Below are 24872 nucleotides of genomic sequence, written 5' to 3'. Positions count from 1 at the left end.
ACAACAATGAGTAACAAAAGCATGCCCTGGATGGGCAAACTCAAATATTTTGCCAAACGTGAAAAAAGTGCGGAGGGCTGGAGTGAGATGTCCCCGGTCAACCGGGATTGGGAAGATGTCTACCGCCGCCGCTGGCAGCATGACAAAGTGGTGCGTTCCACACACGGCGTCAATTGTACCGGATCATGCAGCTGGCAGATCTATGTGAAAGACGGCATTGTCACTTGGGAAACGCAGGCTACTGATTATCCTTCAACCGGACCGGATATGCCGGAATTTGAGCCACGAGGTTGTCCACGTGGAGCGAGTTTCTCATGGTATCTGTACAGCCCGCTGCGTGTCAAACATCCTTACGTACGTGGTGCGCTGCTGGACATGTGGCGTGATGCGCTTCAGACACATGGTGACCCGGTTCAAGCATGGTCCAGTATTGCGGATGATCCGGCCAAAGTGAAAAGATACAAATCGGTACGTGGTAAAGGTGGATTAATTCGCGCGTCATGGGGTGAAGTGACACAGATTATTGCCGCTTCGCTAATTCATACGATCAAAGAATACGGACCGGACCGGATTATTGGTTTCTCTCCGATTCCTGCCATGTCGATGGTCAGTTATGCAGCAGGGTCAAGGTTCTTGTCCTTAATGGGATCACCATTGCTCAGTTTCTACGATTGGTATGCGGATCTGCCGCCGGCTTCACCTCAGATCTGGGGCGATCAAACGGATGTGCCGGAGAGCAGTGACTGGTACAACTCGGGATACATTCTGGTATGGGGCTCGAATCTGCCAATGACGCGGACACCGGATGCCCACTTCCTGGCTGAAGCACGTTATCGGGGAACGAAAGTGGTATCGATCAGCCCGGATTATGCGGAATATGTGAAATTTGCAGATACATGGATGTCGGTAAAACAAGGAACGGACGGCGCTCTGGCGATGGCTATGGGCCATGTCATCCTGAAAGAGTTTTATATTGAAAAGCCTACGGACTATTTCATGCAATATGCCAAACAGTATACGGACTTTCCAAATCTGCTGATTGTGGAAGAAAAGGACGGCATACACACAGCAGGCAGATTTCTGGTTGGGGAAGACCTGGGTATTACGGGCAACAATATGGCATGGAAAACGCTTGTATTCGATGAGAACAGTGGAACCTATGCGATGCCAAAAGGAAGTTTGGGCTTCCGTTGGGGGGAAGAAGGCACATGGAATCTCAAAATGGAACAGGTGGAGAACGGTGAGCCGATTGATCCTAGACTATCCATGCTCGGAGTCCATCATGACCTCGTAACCATTCAACTGCCGTACTTTGATGATGAGGGAAAACATGTCATGAAGCGGCAGATTCCTGTACGTCAGATTTGGTTAGGGGACAGATGGATTACAGTAACAGCCGTATACGATCTGGTACTTGCCAAATACGGAATTGAACGTGAAATGACACGTTCTGCGGATTCAGCAGAAGTAGTCACTGGTGCGGAGCAGTTGAGTGTACGTGTTCACCGTGGAGACGACATCTTACATGCACCACAGGTAAAACCATTCACTCCGGAGTGGCAAGAGAAAATCACTGGTGTGGACCAAGAGACTGTCGTACAGATTGCACGTGAGTTTGCACAAAATGCGATTGATACCAAAGGGCGTTCCATGATCATCATGGGAGCCGGTATTAATCACTGGTACAACTCCGACGTCATCTATCGCGCCATCATTAACTTAATACTGATGACAGGCTGTCAGGGTGTGAACGGTGGAGGTTGGGCGCACTATGTTGGTCAAGAAAAACTGCGTCCGGCTGAAGGCTGGCAGACGATTGCCTTTGCTCGTGACTGGACCGGACCTGCACGTCTGCAGAACGGAACATCCTTTTTCTACTTTGCAACAGATCAATGGAGATACGAGGAGACCCAAGTCGGAGAGTTGACTTCGGCGCTTGAGGGTGAACCGCGGTTCCAGCATGTGGCTGATTATAATGTGATGGCTGCGCGTATGGGCTGGCTTCCATCTTATCCACAATTCAATCGTAACTCGATTGATCTGCATCAGGATGCACTGCAGGCTGGAGCAACGACGAAGGAAGAGATCGGTGCTTATGTAGCCTCAGAATTGCAGAACAAAAATCTGAAGTTCTCAATCGAGCAACCGGATGATCCAGCGAACTTCCCGCGTGTACTATTTGTCTGGAGAGCGAATCTGATCTCAAGTTCCGGCAAAGGACATGAGTATTTCCTCAAGCATCTGCTCGGTGCAACGAACGGATTGCTGAATGATGACGATCATGGACTGCGCCCAGAGCATGTGGAATGGGTGGATGAAGCACCGGAAGGCAAACTCGACCTGATGATCAATATGGATTTCCGGATGGCAGGTACGGCGATGTATTCCGATATTGTTCTGCCAGCAGCGACCTGGTATGAAAAAAGCGATCTGAGCAGTACGGATATGCATCCGTTCGTTCATCCATTTAATCCGGCGGTAGCCACGCAGTGGGAATCCCGTTCGGACTGGGATACCTTCAAGGAAATTGCACGTGTATTCTCCGAGATGGCTGCGCAGCAATTTGATGGTCCACAGAAGGAGATCATAGCTACACCGCTGTTGCATGATTCACCAGATGAGCTTGCTCAACCGTACGGAGAGATCAGAGACTGGAGTGCGGGAGAATGTGAAGCAATCCCGGGTAAAACGATGCCGCATATTCAGGTCGTGGAACGTGACTATGCTGCCGTATATAACAAAATGATCAGCCTTGGACCTGTGGTGAAGGATAAACCAATCGGTACCAAAGGCATATCCTGGTCAGCCAGTGAAGAGTATGAAAAACTCAAGGGCATCCTGGGTGTGCACCGTAAAGATGGCGTGGGACAAGGATGTCCGGATCTGAGCACAGACCGTAATGTTGCGGAGGCCATTCTGACCTTGTCCAGTACAACGAACGGCAAGATGGCTGTGCGTGCGTGGGAAGCGCTTGAACAGAAAACGGCATTGCATCTGAAAGATTTGGCTGAGGAACGGTCTGAGGAATGTTTTACGTTTGACGAGATCACTTCCAAACCGAAAACGGTCATTACCTCGCCTGCTTTCAGCGGATCGGAAAAAGGCGGACGCCGATATTCGCCATTCACCACCAATGTGGAGCGTCTGATTCCATGGCGTACATTGACGGGCAGACAGCAGTTCTATATTGATCATGCAATGCTCCGCGAGTTCGGAGAGACATTAGCGACATTTAAACCTGTGCTGAAGCATACGCCGTTCCATCCGAACAGCAAACGTCCGATCGAAGGGGGAAAGGAGATTGTCCTGAACTACCTGACACCGCATAATAAGTGGTCGATCCACAGTATGTACTATGATGCGCTGCCGATGCTGACGTTGTTCCGAGGTGGCCCGACAATCTGGATGAACTACGAAGATGCAGAAGAAGCCGGACTGGTCGACAACGACTGGATCGAATGTTTCAACCGTAACGGGGTAGTCGTTGCCAGAGCCGTAGTGACGCACCGTATTCCTCGAGGCATGGCATTCATGTATCACGCTCAGGACCGTCATATTAATGTTCCGGGCACCAAAATATCACAGACACGTGGGGGTACGCATAACAGTCCGACACGTATTCATGTGAAGCCCACCCATATGATCGGTGGTTATGCCCAGTTAAGTTATGGCTTCAACTACTATGGCCCGACAGGTAATCAGCGTGACCTCAATGTCATCATAAGAAAACTGCAGGAGGTGGATTGGCTTGAAGATTAAAGCACAAGTCAGTATGGTCATGAATCTGGACAAATGCATAGGGTGCCATACATGTAGTGTTACGTGCAAAAACACCTGGACCAATCGTCCAGGTGCAGAATATATGTACTGGAACAATGTAGAGACCAAGCCAGGGGTCGGTTATCCGAAACAATGGGAGGACCAGGAGCGTTATCGCGGTGGCTGGGAGATGAAGAATGGCAAACTTGAATTGAAGTCCGGCACACGGGCAAGACGCTTGCTTAACATTTTCCATAACCCGGATCAGCCTACCATTGATGATTATTACGAGCCATGGACCTACGAGTATGAGAAACTGACGAACAGCCCGGAGAAAAAACATCAGCCTGTAGCAAGACCGAAATCCCAGATTACTGGTGAATATATGAATCTGGAGTGGGGACCTAACTGGGAGGATGATCTGGCAGGTGCCCATGTAACCGGGATGGAAGACCCCAACATGAAGGGTGTCGAAGATTCGATCAAAATGGATTTTGAACAGGTATTTATGATGTATCTGCCACGGATCTGTGAACATTGCCTTAACCCGGCCTGTGTGTCCTCCTGTCCTTCCGGAGCGATGTACAAACGGGAAGAAGACGGGATTGTACTGGTTGACCAAAATGCATGCCGCGCATGGAGATTCTGTGTATCGAGCTGTCCTTACAAAAAGGTCTATTTCAATTGGCAGACAAACAAAGCCGAGAAATGCACGCTATGTTTCCCGCGGATTGAAGCGGGTCTGCCAACGATCTGTTCCGAAACCTGTGTGGGACGTATCCGTTATATCGGCCTGATGCTGTATGATGCAGACCGTGTTGAAGCCGCTGCTTCAGTTGAAAATGACCAGGATCTCTATGAATCCCAGATGGATATTTTCCTTGATCCGAATGACCCTGAGGTGATTCGCGAAGCGCGCGAGGCGGGAATTCCAGAGGATTGGATTATTGCAGCGCAGCAGTCCCCCATTTATAAAATGGTTATCGATTGGAAAATTGCGCTCCCGCTTCATCCGGAATACCGCACCATGCCAATGGTATGGTACATTCCACCGCTTAGCCCGATTACCAATCGGGTAGAGGGACAGGGAAGTTCACTGGAGGCTAATGATATTTTCCCTGCAATTGATAACATGCGTATTCCGGTGGAGTATCTTGCCAATCTGCTTACAGCAGGAGATACGGATCGAATTCGTGAGGTCCTGCGGAAGATGGCAGTTATGCGCATTCACATGCGTAATCAGCAGACGGGTAAGACCAGTGAATCGGCATTGCTGGAAAGAGTGGGTATGGATGCACAGGAAGTGGAGGACATGTACCGACTGCTCGCCATTGCGAAATACAACGACCGTTTTGTCATCCCGCCAGCTCACCGTGAGGAAGTGGAAGATCTCTTCAGCGAACAGGGCAGCTGCGGACTTGATTTTGCAGGTGGTCCAGGTTCTTGTGGGGTATTTTGATGGAAAGGAGACAATGACAAACGATGACGATCGAACCCAATGAAGGAACAGGTCAGACTCTGGTTTACGATACGGATACGAGAAGAATGGTCTGCAAACTGATCTCCTACCTGTTGCAATATCCGGATACAGCGTGGAGAGAGGGACTATCGGGTGTTCAGGAAGCCATACAGTCCATTTCGGATGAGATGGTGAAGCAGATTCTGTTGACATTTATAGATGAGGCACAGGCGGTAAGCTCGATTGAGTGGCAGGATTCCTATGTTCGTACATTCGATTTTGATAAAAAGTGTAACCTCTATCTCACGTATGCTCTTCATGGAGATGAACGGGATCGGGGCCCGGCTCTCATTGAATTGAAGCGCAGATACGAAGCTGCGGGATTTTACATGGAAGTAAGTGAGTTGCCGGACTATCTGCCTATGGTGCTTGAATTTGTAGCTGAGGCTCCCGAGGAAGATGCCTTAGGGGTGCTCTCCAGTTGCCATAAGGCGTTGGTCACAATGAGCGAAAGCATTGCGGGGCAGAAAAGCCCATATGGGCCATTACTCAGCCTGATGTTACAGGTCATTCCTGAGCCTCCTGCCCCTGATGTGCCAGAACAAGAAGAAACAGTTAACCAACAACCCGCAGATCTTATGCAGATCGCTGCCCAGATGAGGAGGGGGAATCGGTGAGTACACTGGAACTGTTGTTATGGGGCGCTCTTCCCTATATGGTCATTGTTTTCTGTATTACGGCTACAATCTGGCGTTATGTGACGAATCCTTTCAGTTGGACGTCCAAGTCCAGTGAGATGCTGGAGAAACGTATGCTAAAATGGGGCAGTTTACTCTTTCATATCGGGATATTCGCTGTAATCTGTGGACATATTGCCGGTTTGCTTGTTCCAGTGGAGTTCTATCGCTGGATTGGCCTGAGTGATGAAGGATATCACTTGATGGCTATTGCAGGAGGACTTCCTGCGGGGATCATTGCATTTGCAGGTGCTGTCATTTTGCTGGTTCGCCGTTGTGTTGCTCGCAGAGTGCGGGCGACAAGCAGCATTGGGGACTGGATGGCACTTGCCATGTTGATCATTGTCATTGTCACCGGAATACTGGCGACCTCGGCTAATGCGGTGAATCACACAGGTTTTGACTATCGAACAACGATTAATCCGTGGTTGCGCGGTCTGATCGTATTCCAGCCTGATCCGGTTCTGATGCAGACGGTACCGATGAACTTCAAAGTACACATTCTGCTTACCTTTGTACTGTACTGCGTGTTTCCATTTACACGTCTGGTTCACATGCTGAGTACGCCACTGGGTTATCTGAAACGCAGTTATGTGTTGTATCGCAGAAGAGATGGTGCCGTGTATCCGAATCAGGAACAAAAAAAGGAAAGGGCGATGTAGATGCAACATAAAGGAAAGGTTCAACTGCCCTTGCAAACGGCAAGTCTGGTTCTGGGTTTCATGGTATGGGTTATCCTGTCATCTCTGATGCCATTTATTAAAGAGGATATTGCGCTAACTTCTTCCCAGCTTGCATGGGCGACAGCGATTCCCGTATTGATCGGATCGATCGCCCGTATTCCGATTGGTTATTGGACGAATCGATATGGAGCACGCAATATTTTCATGATCAGCTTTGTCCTGTTGCTGGCCCCGGTATGGTGGATTAGCCGTGCGACGTCGTTCAGTGATCTGGTGATTGGTGGATTGTTCCTCGGTATTGGGGGAGCTGTCTTCTCCGTCGGTGTAACTTCACTGCCCAAATATTATCCGAAAGAGCGACATGGATTTGTTAACGGGATCTACGGAATTGGTAACCTGGGTACAGCACTGTCTGCATTTGGAGCCCCGCTGATCGCTGATCGTATGGGATGGTCTACGACGGTTCTGCTCTACAGTATTTTGCTATTAGGGATGGCGGCGCTGAATTTCGTTCTGGGTGACAAACAGGAAGTACGAGTTAACGCTCCTTTAATGCAGCAACTGAAGGCCATATCACGCAACAATAAACTATTGTTGCTCTGCTTGTTTTATTTTCTGACATTTGGCTCGTTCGTGGCATTTACGGTCTACTTGCCGAATTTCCTGGTTAGTCACTTTCAGATGGATAAAGTCGATGCAGGTATTCGTACAGCGGGATTCATTCTCGTTGCAACCATTATGCGGCCCGTAGGAGGTTGGCTTGGAGATCGATTTAATCCATTCAAAATATTAATGTTTGTGTTCGGCGGATTAACGATCGCAGCGATTGTATTATCCTTCGCCCCATCATTTTATATCTATACGATTGGATGTCTGACTGTGGCATTATGCGCAGGGACAGGTAACGGAACCATTTTCAAATTAGTGCCAATGTATTTCGTCAAACAACCAGGTGTAGCGAATGGGATGATCTCCGCTATGGGGGGACTGGGTGGATTCTTCCCTCCGTTGATGTTGACTTTGTTGTACAGCATGACCGGTCATTATGCCATTGGTTTCATGGCTTTGTCTCAGATCGCGTTGGTCAGTCTTGTACTTGTGATCTGGATGTTCTACCAAGAGAAGCTTCAGTTATCTGCGAGCATTCTGGAGAGTACCATTGAAGCCATTCTGATCACAGATACGAACAGTGTTATTACATCCGTGAACCCGGCCTTTACTGCAGTCACTGGTTATAGCGCTGAAGAGGCGGTTGGACAGAAGCCAAGTCTGCTGAAATCCGGTAAGCAGGATAAACGTTTCTATGACCAATTATGGCTGGAATTACGTGAAAAAGGATATTGGCAAGGCGAGATCTGGAATCGGAAGAAAAACGGAGAGATCTATCAGGAATGGCTAAGTATTACGGCAATCCGTAATGAGGCAGGTGAAGTCAAATATTATGCGGGCATGTTCAGTGACATGGGCAGGCCAGAGCTCACAATCGCCTGATACATGTATCGGTAATTGTGCATACAGCAAGAGACCTTAACATCGATTGCAGGCGTTAAGGTCTCTTTTTGCACACAGAGATTGGTGTAAGGACTTGGGGTAACCCCAGTGGAGTGGGTGATCATGCATCCTTTTGTTGTTTCAATGCTTGTAAATCAAGAATGATAATTCGGCTGCGATCCACTTCGATCAAATGCTCTTTTGTAAGCTGATTTAGAAGCCGATTCGCTGTTTCCCTTGTTGTACCAATGGAATTGGCAAACTCCTGGTGTGTCATGGGCAGGTTGATGATAATTTGATCTCCATGTGTCTGTCCATGCTGTTCTGCGAGCATGAGAAGGAAGGAAAGCACGCGGTTGCGAACATCCTGACCAGAGAGTACCTGCAATTTATCCTGTAATTCTCGTATTTTGTCTCCGAGTACACGCATGATTTTGATCGCAATTGATGGAGTGCTCAGCATTAAACGTTCGAACAGTCTGACGGGTATGGCCAGTAGTTCGGTAGGGGTAATCGCTTCAGCGGTAGCCGGATAGGGGTGTGCGTTAAAAAAGCCGGTGTGCGGGAACATATCTCCTGTCTTGAGAAAAGAGACAATCTGTTCATGTCCGTTCTCATCCGTTTTATATGCTTTTACGATGCCGGTACGAATGAAAAAAACAGCTTCTTTTTCGCTACCTTCGCTAAAAATGACCGTTTTCTTATGAATGCTTCTGGAAATGGCGATATCTTCGACCTGCTTTAATTCTTCTGGACTAAGGTCCTGAAAGATGGGGAACTGATGTAGAAACTCCGCTGCTGAATCTTTGTTTACCCTGCTCATGAGAATCTTTCCTCTCTGTGTTCATATTTCTGAACTTCGACATCATTAATCCTAGGAGGTTAACTGTGAAGTGAAAACCAATACGCATTCAATCGTTATCCCTCATGAACATGGCGGCTGGGCCATGGTTAGTGTACCTTTTCTGGTAGGTGTGATTGCAAGTGGTCCGCACTGGCTGCATGCGCCCTTATTCGTAGCTTGGCTTGGATTATATCTAACAGCGTATCCCTTACTACAGTCTTTGAAAAAGAATGCCAATCGACATCGTCTCTACAAATGGGCGGCAATCTACGGTACAGTGGCTCTAATCTGTCTGATCCCACCCGTTCTGGGTCAGATCTCACTATTATTCTTTGGCCCGGTACTGGCTGGCTTGTTGCTGGTGAACATCTGGCATGTGAGACACAAAGTAGAACGCTCGCTTACCAATGACCTGTGTGCCATGCTCGTATTCTCTCTGGGGGGAGCAGCTGCTTATCTCATAGGAGGCGGGCACTGGGATTATGAAATGGCGATCGTCGTTTTGTTTTCTTTCTTACATTTTACAGGAAGTACGTTCTTTGTGAAATCGGTCTTTCGAGAGCGAACGAATAAGCGTTGGCTGATGCTAACTCGCACGGTACATATCCTTCTAATCATCATACCGATGGTGATCGGATATCCATGGATGTCTTTGGTGTATGTCTATTCCGCTGTGCGCACCTTCATATATGCAGGCAGAACACTGCGCCCTATGAAGGTCGGTATCATTGAAATTATTGGAGCCGTACAGTTCCTGATCTGGTCAATTCTGTTGTAAACCTCATCATTTCATCATAGCGTGATTTTTGAACACAGCAGGTGATATAGGTCACAACGTCACAGTATTGTTTTTGATTCGTCGGCAAGGGTTAATGGAATGATAGAAGATTATTGAACAAGAGAGGGGTCGACCCGGATGTGGACTGCATTCATGTGGGGCGGCATCTCTGCCTCAGCGGTTGTCATTGGTGCACTCGCAGCGCTGTTTCTAAAGATTCCCAAACGAGTCATCGGATGGATCATGGCTTTTGGGACAGGTACATTAATCGGGGCAGCTACCTTTGAACTACTCGGAGATGCGCTGAATGATGGGGGGATTATCCCTACAGCCATTGGTTTTACGGCAGGTGCCGTCGTGTATACCTTGTTTGACCTGCTCATCTCGGCAAAGGGTGGGGCAGGGCGTAAACGCTCGGGAAGGTCAGGAGACTCGAATCAAAGCGGCTTGGGGATCTTTGCAGGCACAGTAATGGACGCTATCCCGGAATCCATCATGCTTGGAGCCAGCTTGCTGGCCGGAAACGGTGTCAGTGTGGTGCTGGTGGTATCCATCTTTGTCAGCAACATCCCTGAAGGTCTGTCGAGTACGGTTGGATTGCAGGGCAGCAAGTACAGCAGAGCGAAAATCATGTTGATGTGGCTGAGTGTACTGCTGATCTCCGCGCTTGCAGCTCTGGGTGGATATCTGTTTCTCGAGCAGCTTCCTGAGGAGATGGGTGCAGCAATTGGTGCATTTGCAGGTGGTGGAATCATTGCGATGATCTGCTCGACGATGATGCCGGAGGCTTTTGAGGAAGGCGGACCTGTCGTGGGTTTGATTGCATCCATGGGATTGCTTGTATCGCTGTTGTTGGATCTGTAGATGACAGAATAAGCTTCCGATCGCTGTCCTCTACATAGTCGTGTAAATATTAGTTAAATCTATATAAAAAGAGTATCCGAACAGAGTGGATTCTGATCGGATACTCTTTTTTATTATTTAGACAAAAGATGATCTTAGTGGTTGCTGGAACAGCTTCCTCCACACCCGCAAGCCTCTTTACCCAGTTCATTCGCTTCGGGTAGACGGTTCATTTCCACGGATTTCGTGAAATAGTGACTGATCTGCTGATGCAGCTGGCTGAACTCGCGTTGTGCATAGATGAACCGACGAATGAGGGGATGATCATAAAGAGCGCGTTCTTCCTCTTCATATACCTGAATTTCAGAGGCAAGCAACTCAATATTTTGCCGTTCTTTCTCCTCCAGTGCCTGATGTTTCTCCATAAAACGCTCATACTGGGCTGTGGCCTGCTCATCTGCTGCAAACTGATCAATCATGTCCCGCATCTCTTTGTATCCTTCATCCTGTAACAGCAGTGAACATAGCTCCTGCATTTTGTGCATAATGATCTGTTTGTCCAATTTAACAATCGTATTCATCGCAAAACCCTCCTGTAGATCTTTTCTTAACTGTATACGCTAACGTAAGCCCGCACTGTGACGATACTCACATCTGATGTGAAATTTAATACTTGTCCAAATACGCTGTTATTCTGTCATCTCAGTGTTATTGTCAAATCTTTAGTTCAGTAGGTAACCTTTTCCCTAAGCTGCTCCAATTGAAGAATAAGGATGCAGTTCCCTGTAACCTGAAGCAGTCCCTGGGTCTGCATTATGGCGAGTTTACGACTAAGTGTTTCGGGTGTAATACCGAGTAACAGAGCCATATCTTTTTTGAAAACAGGCAAGCGGATCTCATGCCTTGCATGATTTCGGGTATGGAAATACAAAAGCAGCTTAGCAATCTTCTGTTCCGTTGTCATCGCACTGAGCGAACTGTTCCATTCATCTGTTTCACGGAGAAGATTGGAAATGGCAAGCAGGAAATGGTAAGCAAGCTTCGGATCATGTTCAAGTAACTGGTCAAAGTCATGCTTGCTAATGGAGCAGATGGCCGAAGGCTCCAGAACTTCGGCGTTAGCCGCATGTGCTTTTTGATGTAACAGGGAATCTTGTCCGAAAAAATCTCCGGGAAACAGAAACCGGATAATATGTTCCTTGCCATTTTCGTTGTATTTGGATAACTTCACACATCCCTGATGAACCACATAAAGCGTATCTGAACGTTCGCCCTCCTGGACGATAACTTCACCTTTGTTATAAGTACGGGTATGCAGAAGGGAGGTCAGCAATGCTGCTTCGGATGGATCAAGATGCTGGAACAGAGATACTTTGGAGAAACAGGCATCCTTCGCTTCGTGCGCACAGATCATCGTTTAATCACCTCGAATGGTTCAGGATAGTCATAGTCATTGTCATGTTTCAGTGAGACATTGCGGGTCCGCCATGATCAATACCGTCCTTGGTTACACGGAGAACAGCGGAAGCTCCTTTGGCTACATGATTGAACTGATGGGTTACAATCGGATAGTCGCCTTCTTCGGTTACGGTGAACTCTACGACGGCTCCACCACTTGCGGGAAGCATAACCGTCTGTATTCCATACTGGATGTTACGTGGGTTACCATCGGTATACACACGGTCCATTATTGTACCGACAATGTGGAAGGATGAGACTTCATTGGGTCCGGCATTACTGACATAGATCCGCACTGTATCTCCTACTTTGGCTAGCAGGGGGCGCTTGGTCAATCCATAATCATTGCCGTTAAATACGACATATTCCGGTTCCCCGTTCAAAAAGGCCTCGTAATCATGTTCTTTATACCATTCACTCTGAACAAGGGTATATTCACGATCAACCAAGTGATCAGAAGGGTATCCAGCCTTGGGTTCAACAATAATCATGCCGTACATACCGTTCGCAATATGGGCAAGGACAGGTTTGGTTCCACAGTGATACATGAATACACCGGGTGAGGAGGTTGGGTAGGTGAACGTGCCTTCCTCGCCTGGCATAACATCAATAAATTTGCTGCTGGGGGCAGCATGTACAGCGTGAAAATCCATGGAGTGAGGCAAGCTGGAATCTTTATTTTTCAACGTGAACACCAGTGTGTCTCCCTCGGTCACTCGTAGAATGGGTCCAGGGACGGTACCATTAAATGTCCAAGCGTTGTAGATCACGCCTTTGGAGATTTCGACATCTGTAACCTGGGCAGTCATTTCAATATATACTGTGGTGCCTTTTTTACGGATGATCGGGTCCACCGGGGCTTGGCTGATAGCCGTAGGTGAAATTTCATTCTGGTGAACAGGAGGAACTGTATCGGTTGAACTACAATGAGACAGAGTGGCTGTGAAAATGGCGAATACGAGTGACCATTTATATACATTCAGGTTCAGTAATGAAAACATAGCTGCACAACCTTTGCTCAAGTGATGTTTTTCACAAACTAAAAAACAGGCGTTCTTTCACTCCATTCGTTATTTAGTAATAGATTACGTTATTGGAGCAGAAATGGGTGTGATGGGGCACACACTTGGGTAAGTCGTATTAGAGTGATTCCCTATCGTCTTACCATTCATCGTTCCTTGTGCTGAGGAACGGAGTTTCATATAATTTTGGAGAGATGGATTGGTAAATGTTGAGTATTCTGACGCGGTGTGTGTCATAGTTTCAGGAGGAGGGTGGATACGGAATGAAACGTTTCGAAGATGAAGGTGCATATAAGTACAGTTTCTATTCGGTTCTTCGACGGGGAGAGCGGATTGATGTGAAATGTCCCAAATGCGGTGGGCACGCTTCGATTGAACAACGGAATGATCAACTGGGTTGGAAGTGTTTCGAATGTTACGCTCAAGCACTTGAAGAACCAGTGTATCAATATAACGCCAAGGGTAATTGTGCTGTATGTGAACGTTGGTTTAACGTGGAAGTCACGGACGAGAAGAAGACGTCTCACCGATCGACGCATGTGGAATGTCCGCATTGTGGTTCTGTTAATCAGGTTGAATTACATGCCAAGCCGACATATGAAAGGTATTTTGCCGAGATTCGTGCAGGAAAGGATCCTGTGTTCGGGTTGGAATTATACTTCATGGATGATTTCAGAGGGAAAATAATATGGGCTGTGAACCGGGAGCACTTGAGTTATCTCATCGCTTATGTTTCCGCAGATCTGCGTGTGAAATACGGAAATATGCCTATACGAACGGCTTCACACAGTATCCCTGCTTATATCAAGGAAGCAAAGAACAGGGATGTGGTTGTTCGTACACTATCGAAGCTTCAGCACAAGACTGGATGAGTTGAAGATGAAGATGGAGATGAAGAGTTAGACCCGCAAGGAGAGAAGACATGAAACTACGCGTAAAACTTACTGTTTTTGCAATCATTCTGGGTGTATTGCAACGGTCTTGAATCTGTACGATCAGGAAGGGCAGGTCATCTACACCTACAATAATACTGGCAAAGGGGACGAACAGCTGGTGAAATCCATTATTCATCAGGAAATGAGCCGTTCCACTAATGGTGGTGGTGGTGGTGAAGCCGTTCGCGATCCTTATATCAATATTACGGCACTATTTCGCGACAAACTAAACATCGATGTGAAACTGAGGGTGGATGAGGAACACAAAGTAGTTATCATCCAAATGAATAAATCGGAGGCGAGATGATGAATGAGTATGGTGTACAACACGGACCTGCATATCTGGAAGGACTAACAAAGCAGCACGAAGACACCAAGACCGATGAGGTGGAGTGGAAAGGCAAACTTCAAACGACGGATGGTCATGATAAATTCCATATTTTTTATTATGGTGACTTAACGGAAGATGATCTGATTGCCTGGCATGATTCGACACCGCTTCTTGTATATGCGGAACACACGGTAACGGGTGAGCGCTATCTGCTCATTGATGCAGCCAAGCATGGATATGATGCCATGTTATGTGAGACCTATTCGGAAGAAGCAATTAATGACAGACCACTTCGTCCTTACCTGGATGTTGAAGGAGAGGACATCTTTGAGGTAGAGTTGACGGCTTACTACAATGTGCCTTGGGATGAAGAGTTTGGCGAAGATGTAGATGAAAATGGGACGTATGAACTGATCACGGGAGAGCGTATGGGATTTGATCAGGTCAAGCGTGATGGATATGATGCATTTGCCATTCGCATTCTGAATCGTAAAGGGGTATGGACTGACATTGTACAGGAAGAACTGGCTTAGATCTGATAACGAATGAACCAAACTGAGAATGGGAGATGTCGACAAATGTATATTGTGTCCCGTGCACTTAAGCCGGTTCCAGCAGAGGAACTGAATCAATTTGAACAGCAACATGTTATCTCGCTACCTTCGTCATACCGTACCTGGGTTGAACAATACGGAGAGGGCACATACACGGGTTGGATGAATGTACAGAGACCGGACCCGGAAGTACTGAAGCCTTTTGTTGAATATGATTTTTGGATACATACGGATGAAACGCCCATAAGTCAGCATCAACTTGAGCAGTGCATTACCATTGGTAGTTCTGTGGATGGAGATTTCCTGGCTGTTCATCCAGAGATTGAGGGGCTGTTGTGGCTACCGCGTCATGATGAGAATATTACCTTGTGGACATGCTTGGAGACTGAATTTGGCGAAACGCTGGACCGGATCTATTGCGGGTATTACCGTCAGGATAAACCAATAGCACCATCATACTATGAACCGTGGAATGAGCTGCGGAAGCATACGTTTTATCACTTTACAGGGACGGAACAGGGAAGCTCCATGAAGGAACTGGCCGATACGTGTAAAACGGAATTTAAGTGGGACGCTGTGTTGGAGAATGAGTACATGTGCAAGTTGTTTATGGCTTCGATGGGCGGATACTTACGTTTTAACTATGCGAATGGAAGAGAAGTTGCCCTGTTCTATGAAGAAAAGAACGGTGCGGAGGAGGCAACGGATTACGATATCAGTCTATTTTTGCAAGCAAATCATTGTACGGCATATGAATAGGGGCAGAGTGGAGGACATGATATGAGCTGGTTAAAGGAAGACATCGCCGAACAATGGCGCAATGAAGGCAAGCGTTATGCAAGGGATGTCAATGCGTTTGTACGGAGAAGTATGCAGGGAGAGCAACTGGATGAATCTGAGCTGGAGGGAGACTCCAGAAACGAAATGAGCACTAAAGTTTTTCGTATGGTAAGACAGGCCAATCTCCGCGGTGACGTGGAGGTGCTTCGACGTGAGCTACCCGCAGCGACTTGGCCTCTGAATGAGGAGTTTCAAGCTTCCATGCAGGCGGTCAATGTTGTAGGTTATCTGAATGAGGAAACGTGTGTATGTCATACGGGGATTTTCACGGAGAATGGTCAGATATATACGATGGATCAGCACGGATGGCTGTCTTTCTCTTCGTATTCATTTGCAGGCTGCTCATCCGATGGGCTCGACTATGCGCTTGCAGGACCGGAAGGTATTCGTGTTGTCCGTCAGCCTGATCGCAGGTTGGAAGGGCAGGAGATGGCGATATATCGTTGGGAGGATATTCAAGCCCGGATACAGTCGTCCTTACCTCGAATTGAATCACTTGCGGATTGTGAGCATCCCGAACGCACACTGGAGGGACTTATACCTATGGATGAAGGCAGGGCACTACTTATACATTCGCGATACGGGATATATCTTGTAACGCAAAATCAAGTGACCTTGCTGCATCCCGATCTGGCAGAGATCGAAGAGTATGAGCTTGAGGATACACAGATAGATATGGGACATGCATCTGTATCACGGGATGGTCGATGGATCGCCTATGGCAGCCAAGGCAGCAATCATATGGTGATGGACCGTCAGCTGAACAAGACATATTCCCTCTATCCGGCATCCAGCTATCCTCATTATGCGGCATTCACGAGTGATGACCAGAACGTCTGGTTCAATGCATGTCATTTCTATAATGGAGTCACGATACAGGTCCCGCTGGAATCAATTTCAGGTAACGAAACGAAGGAAGATTGGCCAGTGATGGACGAGAATGCACGTGTGTATGCAGTGGTGGAAATAGATGCGGGTATGGTGCTTGGGGATGCATATGGTTATTTGTATTGTGTGAATGACAAGGGTGAGGAAGTATGGCGTCATTTTGTAGGCAGTACCATCTCTTCTCTCGCCGTATCACCAGAGCGGTCCAAACTTGCAGTAGGTACGTATGGTGGCATGTTGCATGTGCTCGATCTTCATTCGAAAGAGATGGACGAATACGGGATCGGTACAGGTACCCTTCGGGAGCTGGAGCGTTATGTGTTGTGGCGTGGAGAAGAGCCTTTGCGCTGGTGAGGTACTATGACAACCAGGAAGGGGTGAAGGAATGGAACGTGAAGAGGCAGTAATTTTATTAAAATGTCATGCTTTTTCCTATGATGATCTGAGTCATCCCAAGATGGAGAATGGTTTTCTTCGCAGTCTGCGGCCTTTTCGTGGACATTTAATTGAGGAGAATTTTCATGAACTGATGGAGATATTGCGGGTTCTGGCACCAGAACTTGCACGGCCTTCACTGGATCGGGAAGTCATGGCAGGTCTATGGGGAATTACTCACATGGCACGTGCTTGGGCCGTTGAACCTGAGGGTATGCTTCGCAGCAACAACCTCATCTCGGACGAACAGGTGGCGTTGATGGAACAATGGCTTAATTTGTTATCTTATGCAGTCATGATTCTGATTGAGGGCGGCGGTGAGGAAGAAGCGTTTTGGGGATATCATCAATATCTACAAGAAAAGAAGAACTGAGATAGGGGAGGTGTGGTAAGATTGGAGCCGAATGTATCATTAAACGTGCTAATGGACGAGCTGAATCGCTTGCTGGATAAGAGAATACAGGATCAAGAGATTCGCCAATTGTTCGAAGAATATCAACATCGGGAAGGTGCATCCGAGGAAAGTCTGAATCTATTCGAAAAGGAGTATGGCGTCAGGCTACCTGGCGATTTTCGTACCTTTTATCAAAGCAAAGATGGCAGTGGTTACGGGTTGCATGTGCTATACCCAGGGGATGCCGAGGAGGGTCGATGTACGCCATTTTATCTCATGTCATTGGAAGAGATTCGAGAGACCAAACAATACTTCTGTGAAGTGGATGAGAAGTTGGAAGAGTATTATTCTGCAGAGGAAATCAGCCAGTTGGACCCGGAGATCAAGCCGTATCTGTTCCACAAACCATGGATACCTTTTGCAACGATTGCAGGAGGTTCACTGTATCTGATGCTCGATTTTGATCCAACGGAGGAAGGGACGTATGGGCAGATTATTATGTATGTGCACGATCCGGACTTTGTCTATTATCTAACGCCTACTTTCACGGATCTGCTCGGCATCTCGAACCGTAATTTGAAGATGATGGATGAGATCACATATTAAATCACGTATTATATAAATTGAACTAAACATTTACACAAAACGGAGAGGAGAGAAAGGACCTGAAGAAGCGGAGCGTTCGCCTTTATCCCCGGATTTACCCTTTATAAAAGGAATCAAAAAAAAATCTGGGATAACAGCGATCGGAAGGTTGTTCTGTCATCGGAGTGTGCAGTGTAAATAATCTTTAGTCCAATTTATATAGACCCTGAACGATTAGACAATAGTTTTTAATACTAAAGAAGCTGCCGAAGCAGCTCCTTCATCTAATCTGTAACTGGACTTTGGATAAGTCTAATGATTACGATTACCAATCGAAGAAACGATGTCCGTGAAATCCTCCGCCTGGAGGACCTCCGTGTCCACCTGGGCCACCCGGACCGCCAGGTCCACCTCCGTGAGGTCCGCCGGGATAGCCACCTCCTGGAAAAGGACCATGGTGCCCACCTGGGTAACCACCTCCGTGGTAGCCACCATGCCACCAAGGACCGCCGATCGGAAATGGCAGTGGAAAAGGAACTATAGGTGGGTATGGATAGGGATAAGGGTAAGGATACGGTGGGGGATAATAAGGGTAAGGATAACCCGCAGGTTGCGGGGATGACACTGAACCAGGGCTGTATGCCATATAACAAGCCTCCAATGACTGGATTGATGATATCAGCCTATGCCACAATGTAATCAGATGATACAGCAGATTGAAATTATGAATAAAAATATGAAGGGGGAAATATAGGGTGGCCGTAGCTTTTCACACCGATCCTAGAGGAACCGCCTATGAGCTGTTGATTGACGAATTGATAGAGAAGACAGAGCGTTTCATGCTGGTAGACAGAAAATATGCTAAAGAAGCTACACCTAAAAGAGTTGCCAAAGTGTTACAGAGACTGGAGCCCTATCTAATTGAAAGCAGTAATATGGAAGAAATGATGATGAAAAGTGGCGCCATGTACTCAGAGGGTATCTATTACATATACCGTTGCACGCCGGAATCAGGGCAGATCCTTAAGGAGGAAGCCAATCGCTTTCATGACTGGTTATATCCGTCAATGCCAGATGATCTTTGTTTTCTGAACGAGGATGGAAGTGACTACTTCTACACTGTTGCTCATGAGAATATGTATGGCATGCATATTACACAAGAAGAAGCAATTGAGCTAATGGAGCGAATCACGGGGTTATTTTTTAGATTAGATCGGCATCAGAACATTCATTGCTTATTGGACGATGCGATTAGACATCAGACTGATGTGCTGAATATTAGTTCACATTACTTGAAAGAGATTCCGGAACGTATTCGGGAATTGAAGCACTTGAAGCGGTTGACGATTTTTGAGCAGGATGTTTATACGCTTCCTCCAGCTCTTTTTGAACTGACAACATTGGAAGAATTGGAGATCATGACGGCGGATTTGGAAGGTATTCATCAAGACATTGGGAAATTGAAACAACTTCGAGAACTTAGAATTTATTGTGGTAGTTCATACCAAGTTCCTACTGGGTGGAAGCCAAAGGAGAAGTCGGATCTTGGTCTAAAGCATATTCCTGCCGAAATTGGTGAATTGAGTGAACTCGTGACTCTGGATATAGGGTACTCGGGCATACGTGAGCTTCCGCCTGAACTGGAGCAACTGAAGAAACTGCGTTATTTGAGTGTAACTGATGGTTTAATTATGGGAATGCCGGACATGGTGAAGCGAATGACTTGGCTTCTAAGTGTAAATTTGAACAGTAGTCCATTAGGGATTAGTTGGGAGGACATTTCCGCCGAAGGAAAATTTTAATAGCCAATAAGCCCTGATCTGGATGTCCGAGTCAGGGATATTTGGCATGCGAATGAAGCCTGCCGGAAATGGGCTCACGCATCTGGGCGCTGGGCATAAGCTGGCATATAGGTTATGACCTAAACCGAGAGCGAAGGGCAGGCGTTTTATTGTGGCAACCTCTTACATGGATTTTACTTTACCAACCACCGAATTTACTTACGATTTGAGCAAAAATCCGTTATTCAAGAAGGACGAAAACAACTATATTAACTCACTTTCCATCAAACAGTTAAACACATTGGGCAATACTTCTTTATTGGATATTTTCCTCAGCACTGCCAATGTGGTTGAACCACACATTCATCAGAATGCAACTGAACTGGTATACTGCATCAGCGGTTCGGCCGTCGTGTCCCTCATTAATCCGTTCACCAATGAATTGCTTCATTTCCCGATTACTCCAGGGCAGGTGGCTAATGTACCTCAAGGTTGGTGGCACTATGAAATGGCTACTGTAGATCATACGCACTTACTGGCGATCTTCGATGCACCTGTGCCTGAAGCGATATTTGGCTCAGACATCTTGCGTCTTACCCCTGCCAATGTTCTGGCTCATACGTACTGTCTGGACGAGAAAAAAATTCAAGAAGCGCTCGCCCCCATCAAAAAAACAGTGATTATTGGCCCACCGGCAGATTGCCCAACTTCAACTGCCCCTGTCTCTAACAGTGCTCCGCATGTGAATCATCAACCTTACGTAATGCCTAATGTACAACCAAACATGCAACCTAATTCACAGCCAAACATGGAACCTTACGTGAACCGTGTACCGTACTGGGGCACTTGGGTTGATCCCCGCATTATTCACGAACCGGGTTGCCCGTATTATAGAGAGCTTCCTGTGAATACGAATAATCAAGATTAAATAATGAATGACGGCTTATTAGACATGGTATTACTAATACATGATTAGTACTTCATTTGAACTTGTATCCAAAGGAAGAAGCGTCCACAGCGGAACGCTTCTTCTTTTATTTGAATTCATCATATTTATTTACGATGTATAATTTCGTCCCAAGCCAATTTCTGTTAATAATTGTCGATAAGCAATCGAAGTACGGTCCGCGGGAATATGGGCCTCGGCATGCAGATCAAGGGGCAGATCCTCCGGTTTCTGTGACTCGACCATCTCACGATCTTCTTCGAATACCTGCAAGTTGAACTTGATCGTGTCTTCTATCGGTGCATCTTTATCAAAGTTGCGTGTGATGGGACAGAATAGACGGGTGTAACGAGCAGAGATTGGCGAAGCACAATTCAGAATATTCAGCTTGTCGTCTCCTGGGAAATGTACCGTAAGAGATGCCGCAAAGGGTGGGAATACCCGAAACTCGCGCAGCCATTGAAAACCTTCAGGCGCAACAAGATCTTGCCCTTTCCCATAGTTGCTTACCGTACTCCAATACTCGGCCAGTAACTCATTCCCCTCGCGTTTCACTTTGTATTGGGGGACTTCTGTGTTGTTTCGGTCTCCAAACGTTTCGGTATGCACATAGGCAAAATGGGATACATCCAGGAATCCCTCCATTTGTCGTCCAGAGGAACCAGCAATGTCAAAGTTGGGAGGCAAAATATTGATATAATCCGGATCATCCCATCCTGGGAAGGAAGGGATCTGTTCTTCCGTTCCTGCCAGAGTGGTCCATATTAAGCCATAACGTTCGACTGCTGGGTATACAATGAGTTTGAGCTTTGGTGAGATTTTGGAGCTTGGGTGCGCAGGTACTGCGGTACATTTCCCTTCACAATTATAACGAAAACCGTGATAAGGGCAGACAATCTCGCCATTTTCTACCCAGCCTTTGCTAAGTGGCGCCCCACGGTGAAAACAAAGATCCTTGGCTACCACTACCTGATCATTACTGCGATAAAGTACCAGCTTCACATCGAGTAATTGAGCAGCCAGTGGCTTGTCGGTTACTTCGGTTACTTGTGCTACCGGGTACCAATATTGGGATAATACATGCCAGTCTTCAGCGGTGAACGTGCAACCTCTAGGCAATTCGGATGCCACGGTACGGTTTTCGTTGGAAGTTATCATATTAAAACACTCCTTGCCGATATGAATAAATGACTCTCTTTTTATGTCAGAAAAGGTTACTTGATTAGCCGTATGTTACTACTCTTTTGGTCAATGTATCAATATATCCAACCTATTTTTGGCTGAAATCACAAACAGCACCGTAAAAAACGGTCATGAATACGGAAAACTCCGAATTTATCTTACGCTATATGTTATTTGTGTATATAAAAATCCTCTCACTAATTTGTTTCCCATTAACAATTGTTGACTCCGTGAAGTTTGTCCTGTCATCAGAATTCAGTATGAGTATTTTTAAGTCGAACATATCCCTGTTGGAATACAAAAGATTTCGCAGAGAATGTCACAGATCCCGACTGTCGTTTGTCTACAGTATGTAAACCAAATGACGGAGGCGAATGAGATATGAATTTAAGAACGAATTACAGAGTAGCGAGTCCAGGTGCTTTTAAAGCGATGATGGCGATGGAGCAATATATATCCGGGCAATTTGAAGATAAAGTGTTATACGAGTTGTTGAAAATTCGTGTATCTCAGATCAATGGCTGTGCCTTTTGTCTTGATATGCATGCCAAAGATCTGATGAAACTGGGAGATTATGCGGATCATATTCTTTTACTGAGTGTGTGGCGTGAAGTGCCTTTCTTCACAGATAAAGAACGTGTTATGCTGGAGCTGGCTGAAGCCGTGACTCGAATCTCGGAACAGGGCGTACCCCTTGCGTTGTACGATAAGGTTCGTGAACATTTCAGTGAATCCGAGCTGGTGGATCTGATCCTGGCCATTAATACAATTAATAACTGGAACCGGATTGCGATCACAACTGGGATGTATCCGGGTTGCTTTAACTAAAAATACATGCACCATGCCAGAGGAGGCTTCTTATGAATTCTAATTTCCACGCCAATGAGCCAGAAGTGTCTTCTCTGGATGTTGGTGAGCTGTATATTCGTTATAAAAATTATGCATTTTCGGTAGCATACCGTATGCTGGGCAGTGTGGTAGAAGCTGAAGATATTGTGCAGGATTGCTTTGCGGGGATTCAGAGCAAATCTGCTCAGGATATTCGAAATCCCAAGTCCTACATCGCCAGACTGGTTGTGAACCGAAGCTTGAATCTGCTAAATTCCGCCCGCAACCAGCGGGAAAGTTATGTTGGTGAGTGGCTGCCAGAGCCGATGGGTGATCGTGAAGTGGATAACATGCCAGAGGAAACGATGCAGAAGAAAGAGATGATATCGTACGCTTACTTGGTCATGTTGGAGCGTCTTTCGCCCATGGAACGGGCAGTGTTTCTACTTCGTGAAGCGTTCCGATATGACTATTCCGAAATAGCGGATTGGTTGGGTAAAACGGAGAGTAACTGCCGTCAAATCTTTAGCCGTGCCAGACGAAATTTGCCTGAAAGACTACCGCCGATCGAGCAGAGTGATGCGGATATGATAGCCAAAGGCGAATTACTGAGCCGTTTTACAACGGCGTTCCTTCGTTATGATGTCTCTGCCATGCTGGAGTTACTGGCGGATCAGCCTGTATTTACAGCAGATGGCGGTGGAGTTGTGCATACGGTTATGAGAACGATGAACGTTCACAAAGGCGTGCTTGCACTCCTGACCTCACGGCGAGTCCTTACTCGATTGCGTGAGAGAGAATGGGTACCGATGTGGATCAATGGCGAGCTTCAACTCGCGTTGATGAAAGAAGGGCAGTTGTCCGAGGTATTCTGTCTGGAGTTGGACCCTTCCGGTGAGCGGATTGAGGGAGTATATCTCGTCGTAAATCCGAACAAACTTACATCGATTGACACGTCAACTCTTTGATTAAATCGTACGGATTTGATATTTAACCTTAAAAGCGGCAACCTCTGTCACGAGGATTGCCGCTTTTTTGCATTCACATTTAGCTGTTCACCATTCGATTATTCACTAGCAAATTGTTGTTGAACAGGTTCAATGATTGCTCTAATCTCAGGTGTAAGCTCATCATTGTTCTGATTGAGAACCAGCAAAATCTTTTCCATGGTATCCAGAAGAACACTCTTCGTGTTGGGTTCTCGCTTAGCCAACGCTTTCTCGTAAGCCTTCTTCACTTCAGGGTCCATTGTGCGGATTTCTTCGTCTGTATACCAGTCATATACAGGCGTGTTGTCACTTCCATAAAACAGATAATCTACAAACAACCATTGTTTTACTTTGGTTGTGCGATTGGAATTCGGGAAGTTGTTTAAAAAGGCTTCCTTCTCCAATGTACGCTGAATTAATTCGTTCCATGAGATGATTATCCCACCATCCGAAGTCGTCATCTGGTTGGACTCGGTAGCCATAATGTCAATGTAAGCAGCAATATCAGCCTGAACGAAAGGCTTGAACTTTTGGTATATCTCATAATTGATGATGGGGTAATACAAGCCTTCACTGGTTTCCAGTTTGAATCCGAGATCAGATGCTTCCTGTAGAAGCTTCTTCACGTTCGGATCTTTAATTTTTTTGAGCAGGCGACTATAGGTAAGCTTCTGTTCGTAACCAAGTTGTTCATGGGCTTGAGACAAGGCTTGTTGAAACTGTTCCGTATACATTTGGTGATCCACATTAGCCAGCTTCACGTTCTGCATGTTCTCCAGTTGCAGGGTCATGAGTGTAGCTTGCCAAGGATTGACTTTATCGATATGGTTTATCAGATATTTTCGTGCGTTAACCAGACTCTCTGTGGATTTCACTGCTGCTGTACGATAGGTTTGGAATTGATGATACACCGCTTTGGAAGTGGGAACAGGGGCAGCCACTGTTGTTGAAGGTGTGAGTATTGCGCTAATGGCAGTACAGCCTAGAGCCATGGCCAGTAAAGCAAGTATAGCAGGTTGCTTCCATCTCATTCGTATACCTCCCGTATTGTACAAATATGTCGTTGAACTCTTGTATAGCTGCTTTTTATCGTATCTTATATGTATGTTC

26 protein-coding genes are annotated in these 24872 nt (G+C 46.5%); 19 read left to right on the top strand and 7 right to left on the bottom strand.

Annotated features, from left to right (window positions below; genetic code table 11):
- Nucleotides 1–6 precede the first annotated feature (6 nt).
- From FS628_RS12465 to FS628_RS12445, 5 genes are read left to right on the top strand one after another with little or no spacing between them, the layout of a single operon-like run.
- Nucleotides 7–3759, top strand: a complete 3753-nt coding sequence (locus FS628_RS12465) for a nitrate reductase subunit alpha (protein ID WP_145322307.1) — start codon at nt 7–9, stop codon at nt 3757–3759.
- The gene (narH, locus tag FS628_RS12460; RefSeq protein WP_076210001.1) at nt 3749–5218 is read left to right on the top strand and encodes a nitrate reductase subunit beta; all 1470 of its coding nucleotides are present in this window, start codon (nt 3749–3751) and stop codon (nt 5216–5218) included. Before FS628_RS12465 ends, narH begins: the two co-directional genes overlap by 11 nt.
- Nucleotides 5219–5241: 23 nt before the next feature.
- Complete coding sequence (gene narJ, locus FS628_RS12455; RefSeq protein WP_145322305.1) at nt 5242–5895, top strand: nitrate reductase molybdenum cofactor assembly chaperone; 654 nt, start codon at nt 5242–5244, stop codon at nt 5893–5895.
- Nucleotides 5892–6617 carry a respiratory nitrate reductase subunit gamma gene (gene narI, locus FS628_RS12450; protein WP_145322303.1) on the top strand — a complete coding sequence of 242 codons (726 nt, stop codon included), beginning with the start codon at nt 5892–5894 and terminating at the stop codon, nt 6615–6617. The genes narJ and narI overlap by 4 nt, the downstream gene beginning before the upstream one ends.
- Nucleotides 6618–8129: a nitrate/nitrite transporter gene (locus FS628_RS12445; RefSeq protein ID WP_145322301.1), complete on the top strand. Its 1512-nt coding sequence runs from the start codon at nt 6618–6620 to the stop codon at nt 8127–8129.
- A 121-nt stretch (nt 8130–8250) separates the two neighbouring features.
- Here FS628_RS12445 and FS628_RS12440 read toward each other — a convergent pair whose 3' ends face one another.
- Entirely contained in the window at nt 8251–8952 is a 702-nt protein-coding gene (locus FS628_RS12440; protein WP_145322299.1) for a Crp/Fnr family transcriptional regulator, read from the bottom strand.
- Nucleotides 8953–9022: 70 nt separating this feature from the next.
- Here FS628_RS12440 and FS628_RS12435 point away from each other — a divergent pair, with 70 nt between their 5' ends.
- Together FS628_RS12435 and FS628_RS12430 are read left to right on the top strand one after the other, a co-directional pair.
- Nucleotides 9023–9751 (top strand): YwiC-like family protein, encoded by a 729-nt coding sequence (locus FS628_RS12435; protein ID WP_260871023.1) that lies wholly within the window; start codon nt 9023–9025, stop codon nt 9749–9751.
- Between the two features lie 138 nt (nt 9752–9889).
- Nucleotides 9890–10615 carry a ZIP family metal transporter gene (locus FS628_RS12430; RefSeq protein WP_145322298.1) on the top strand — a complete coding sequence of 242 codons (726 nt, stop codon included), beginning with the start codon at nt 9890–9892 and terminating at the stop codon, nt 10613–10615.
- A gap of 134 nt (nt 10616–10749) precedes the next feature.
- Here FS628_RS12430 and FS628_RS12425 read toward each other — a convergent pair whose 3' ends face one another.
- The 3 genes from FS628_RS12425 to FS628_RS12415 all read right to left on the bottom strand — a co-directional run bounded on the left by FS628_RS12425 (nt 10750) and on the right by FS628_RS12415 (nt 13053).
- Nucleotides 10750–11175, bottom strand: coding sequence for a YlbF family regulator (locus tag FS628_RS12425; RefSeq protein WP_145322296.1), 426 nt, complete (start codon nt 11173–11175; stop codon nt 10750–10752).
- A 146-nt stretch (nt 11176–11321) separates the two neighbouring features.
- Entirely contained in the window at nt 11322–12008 is a 687-nt protein-coding gene (locus FS628_RS12420; RefSeq protein WP_145322294.1) for a Crp/Fnr family transcriptional regulator, read from the bottom strand.
- A gap of 49 nt (nt 12009–12057) precedes the next feature.
- Complete coding sequence (locus FS628_RS12415) at nt 12058–13053, bottom strand: multicopper oxidase domain-containing protein (protein WP_145322292.1); 996 nt, start codon at nt 13051–13053, stop codon at nt 12058–12060.
- Between the two features lie 284 nt (nt 13054–13337).
- Here FS628_RS12415 and FS628_RS12410 point away from each other — a divergent pair, with 284 nt between their 5' ends.
- The 7 genes from FS628_RS12410 (at nt 13338) to FS628_RS12380 (ending at nt 18057) form a co-directional block, all read left to right on the top strand.
- Nucleotides 13338–13946 (top strand): hypothetical protein, encoded by a 609-nt coding sequence (locus FS628_RS12410; protein ID WP_145322290.1) that lies wholly within the window; start codon nt 13338–13340, stop codon nt 13944–13946.
- A gap of 109 nt (nt 13947–14055) precedes the next feature.
- Nucleotides 14056–14316, top strand: a complete 261-nt coding sequence (locus FS628_RS12405; RefSeq protein ID WP_186327804.1) for a hypothetical protein — start codon at nt 14056–14058, stop codon at nt 14314–14316.
- On the top strand, nt 14316–14873 hold the full coding sequence (locus FS628_RS12400) for a hypothetical protein (protein ID WP_313958594.1): 558 nt from the start codon (nt 14316–14318) through the stop codon (nt 14871–14873). The genes FS628_RS12405 and FS628_RS12400 overlap by 1 nt, the downstream gene beginning before the upstream one ends.
- A gap of 45 nt (nt 14874–14918) precedes the next feature.
- On the top strand, nt 14919–15653 hold the full coding sequence (locus FS628_RS12395; protein ID WP_145322286.1) for an SMI1/KNR4 family protein: 735 nt from the start codon (nt 14919–14921) through the stop codon (nt 15651–15653).
- 21 nt (nt 15654–15674) lie between these two features.
- Complete coding sequence (locus FS628_RS12390; protein ID WP_145322284.1) at nt 15675–16976, top strand: hypothetical protein; 1302 nt, start codon at nt 15675–15677, stop codon at nt 16974–16976.
- A 31-nt stretch (nt 16977–17007) separates the two neighbouring features.
- Nucleotides 17008–17430 (top strand): hypothetical protein, encoded by a 423-nt coding sequence (locus tag FS628_RS12385; RefSeq protein ID WP_145322282.1) that lies wholly within the window; start codon nt 17008–17010, stop codon nt 17428–17430.
- A 21-nt stretch (nt 17431–17451) separates the two neighbouring features.
- On the top strand, nt 17452–18057 hold the full coding sequence (locus tag FS628_RS12380) for an SMI1/KNR4 family protein (RefSeq protein ID WP_313958593.1): 606 nt from the start codon (nt 17452–17454) through the stop codon (nt 18055–18057).
- 291 nt (nt 18058–18348) lie between these two features.
- Here FS628_RS12380 and FS628_RS31990 read toward each other — a convergent pair whose 3' ends face one another.
- Nucleotides 18349–18501 carry a hypothetical protein gene (locus FS628_RS31990; RefSeq protein WP_222125230.1) on the bottom strand — a complete coding sequence of 51 codons (153 nt, stop codon included), beginning with the start codon at nt 18499–18501 and terminating at the stop codon, nt 18349–18351.
- A gap of 111 nt (nt 18502–18612) precedes the next feature.
- On the opposite strand from FS628_RS31990, the gene FS628_RS32630 reads away from it, so the two are divergent.
- The 3 genes from FS628_RS32630 to FS628_RS12365 all read left to right on the top strand — a co-directional run bounded on the left by FS628_RS32630 (nt 18613) and on the right by FS628_RS12365 (nt 20745).
- Complete coding sequence (locus tag FS628_RS32630; RefSeq protein WP_260871022.1) at nt 18613–18735, top strand: hypothetical protein; 123 nt, start codon at nt 18613–18615, stop codon at nt 18733–18735.
- A gap of 56 nt (nt 18736–18791) precedes the next feature.
- On the top strand, nt 18792–19838 hold the full coding sequence (locus FS628_RS12370) for a leucine-rich repeat domain-containing protein (RefSeq protein ID WP_145322278.1): 1047 nt from the start codon (nt 18792–18794) through the stop codon (nt 19836–19838).
- 151 nt (nt 19839–19989) lie between these two features.
- Nucleotides 19990–20745 (top strand): cupin domain-containing protein, encoded by a 756-nt coding sequence (locus FS628_RS12365; protein ID WP_145322276.1) that lies wholly within the window; start codon nt 19990–19992, stop codon nt 20743–20745.
- 129 nt (nt 20746–20874) lie between these two features.
- On the opposite strand, the gene FS628_RS12360 is transcribed toward FS628_RS12365, so the two are convergent.
- Nucleotides 20875–21921: an aromatic ring-hydroxylating oxygenase subunit alpha gene (locus tag FS628_RS12360; protein ID WP_145322274.1), complete on the bottom strand. Its 1047-nt coding sequence runs from the start codon at nt 21919–21921 to the stop codon at nt 20875–20877.
- A gap of 405 nt (nt 21922–22326) precedes the next feature.
- Between FS628_RS12360 and FS628_RS12355 the strand changes: the two genes are divergently transcribed.
- On the top strand, nt 22327–22773 hold the full coding sequence (locus FS628_RS12355) for a carboxymuconolactone decarboxylase family protein (protein ID WP_145322272.1): 447 nt from the start codon (nt 22327–22329) through the stop codon (nt 22771–22773).
- 32 nt (nt 22774–22805) lie between these two features.
- Nucleotides 22806–23741 carry a sigma-70 family RNA polymerase sigma factor gene (locus FS628_RS12350; protein ID WP_145322269.1) on the top strand — a complete coding sequence of 312 codons (936 nt, stop codon included), beginning with the start codon at nt 22806–22808 and terminating at the stop codon, nt 23739–23741.
- 98 nt (nt 23742–23839) lie between these two features.
- Here FS628_RS12350 and FS628_RS12345 read toward each other — a convergent pair whose 3' ends face one another.
- Nucleotides 23840–24793 (bottom strand): hypothetical protein, encoded by a 954-nt coding sequence (locus tag FS628_RS12345; protein WP_145322267.1) that lies wholly within the window; start codon nt 24791–24793, stop codon nt 23840–23842.
- Between the last annotated feature and the right edge of the window lie 79 nt (nt 24794–24872).

Source organism: Paenibacillus xylanexedens, assembly GCF_007676705.1.
GTDB classification, from domain to species: Bacteria; Bacillota; Bacilli; order Paenibacillales; family Paenibacillaceae; genus Paenibacillus; species Paenibacillus xylanexedens_C.
Note: the sequence above shows the minus strand (reverse complement) of the source record. Positions and strands in the feature narration are given on the sequence as shown.

What these genes read in the sequence shown, in the direction of transcription:
- FS628_RS12350 (WP_145322269.1), top strand. Translation starts at nt 22,806, where the DNA reads ATGAATTCTAATTTCCACGCCAATGAGCCAGAAGTGTCTTCTCTGGAT.
- FS628_RS12345 (WP_145322267.1), bottom strand. Translation starts at nt 24,793, where the DNA reads ATGAGATGGAAGCAACCTGCTATACTTGCTTTACTGGCCATGGCTCTA.
- FS628_RS12385 (WP_145322282.1), top strand. Translation starts at nt 17,008, where the DNA reads ATGGAACGTGAAGAGGCAGTAATTTTATTAAAATGTCATGCTTTTTCC.
- FS628_RS12390 (WP_145322284.1), top strand. Translation starts at nt 15,675, where the DNA reads ATGAGCTGGTTAAAGGAAGACATCGCCGAACAATGGCGCAATGAAGGC.
- FS628_RS12355 (WP_145322272.1), top strand. Translation starts at nt 22,327, where the DNA reads ATGAATTTAAGAACGAATTACAGAGTAGCGAGTCCAGGTGCTTTTAAA.
- FS628_RS12415 (WP_145322292.1), bottom strand. Translation starts at nt 13,053, where the DNA reads ATGTTTTCATTACTGAACCTGAATGTATATAAATGGTCACTCGTATTC.
- narJ (WP_145322305.1), top strand. Translation starts at nt 5,242, where the DNA reads ATGACGATCGAACCCAATGAAGGAACAGGTCAGACTCTGGTTTACGAT.
- FS628_RS12445 (WP_145322301.1), top strand. Translation starts at nt 6,618, where the DNA reads ATGCAACATAAAGGAAAGGTTCAACTGCCCTTGCAAACGGCAAGTCTG.
- FS628_RS12410 (WP_145322290.1), top strand. Translation starts at nt 13,338, where the DNA reads ATGAAACGTTTCGAAGATGAAGGTGCATATAAGTACAGTTTCTATTCG.
- FS628_RS12360 (WP_145322274.1), bottom strand. Translation starts at nt 21,921, where the DNA reads ATGATAACTTCCAACGAAAACCGTACCGTGGCATCCGAATTGCCTAGA.
- FS628_RS12395 (WP_145322286.1), top strand. Translation starts at nt 14,919, where the DNA reads ATGTATATTGTGTCCCGTGCACTTAAGCCGGTTCCAGCAGAGGAACTG.
- FS628_RS12400 (WP_313958594.1), top strand. Translation starts at nt 14,316, where the DNA reads ATGAATGAGTATGGTGTACAACACGGACCTGCATATCTGGAAGGACTA.
- FS628_RS12430 (WP_145322298.1), top strand. Translation starts at nt 9,890, where the DNA reads ATGTGGACTGCATTCATGTGGGGCGGCATCTCTGCCTCAGCGGTTGTC.
- FS628_RS12420 (WP_145322294.1), bottom strand. Translation starts at nt 12,008, where the DNA reads ATGATCTGTGCGCACGAAGCGAAGGATGCCTGTTTCTCCAAAGTATCT.
- FS628_RS12465 (WP_145322307.1), top strand. Translation starts at nt 7, where the DNA reads ATGAGTAACAAAAGCATGCCCTGGATGGGCAAACTCAAATATTTTGCC.
- FS628_RS12440 (WP_145322299.1), bottom strand. Translation starts at nt 8,952, where the DNA reads ATGAGCAGGGTAAACAAAGATTCAGCAGCGGAGTTTCTACATCAGTTC.
- FS628_RS12425 (WP_145322296.1), bottom strand. Translation starts at nt 11,175, where the DNA reads ATGAATACGATTGTTAAATTGGACAAACAGATCATTATGCACAAAATG.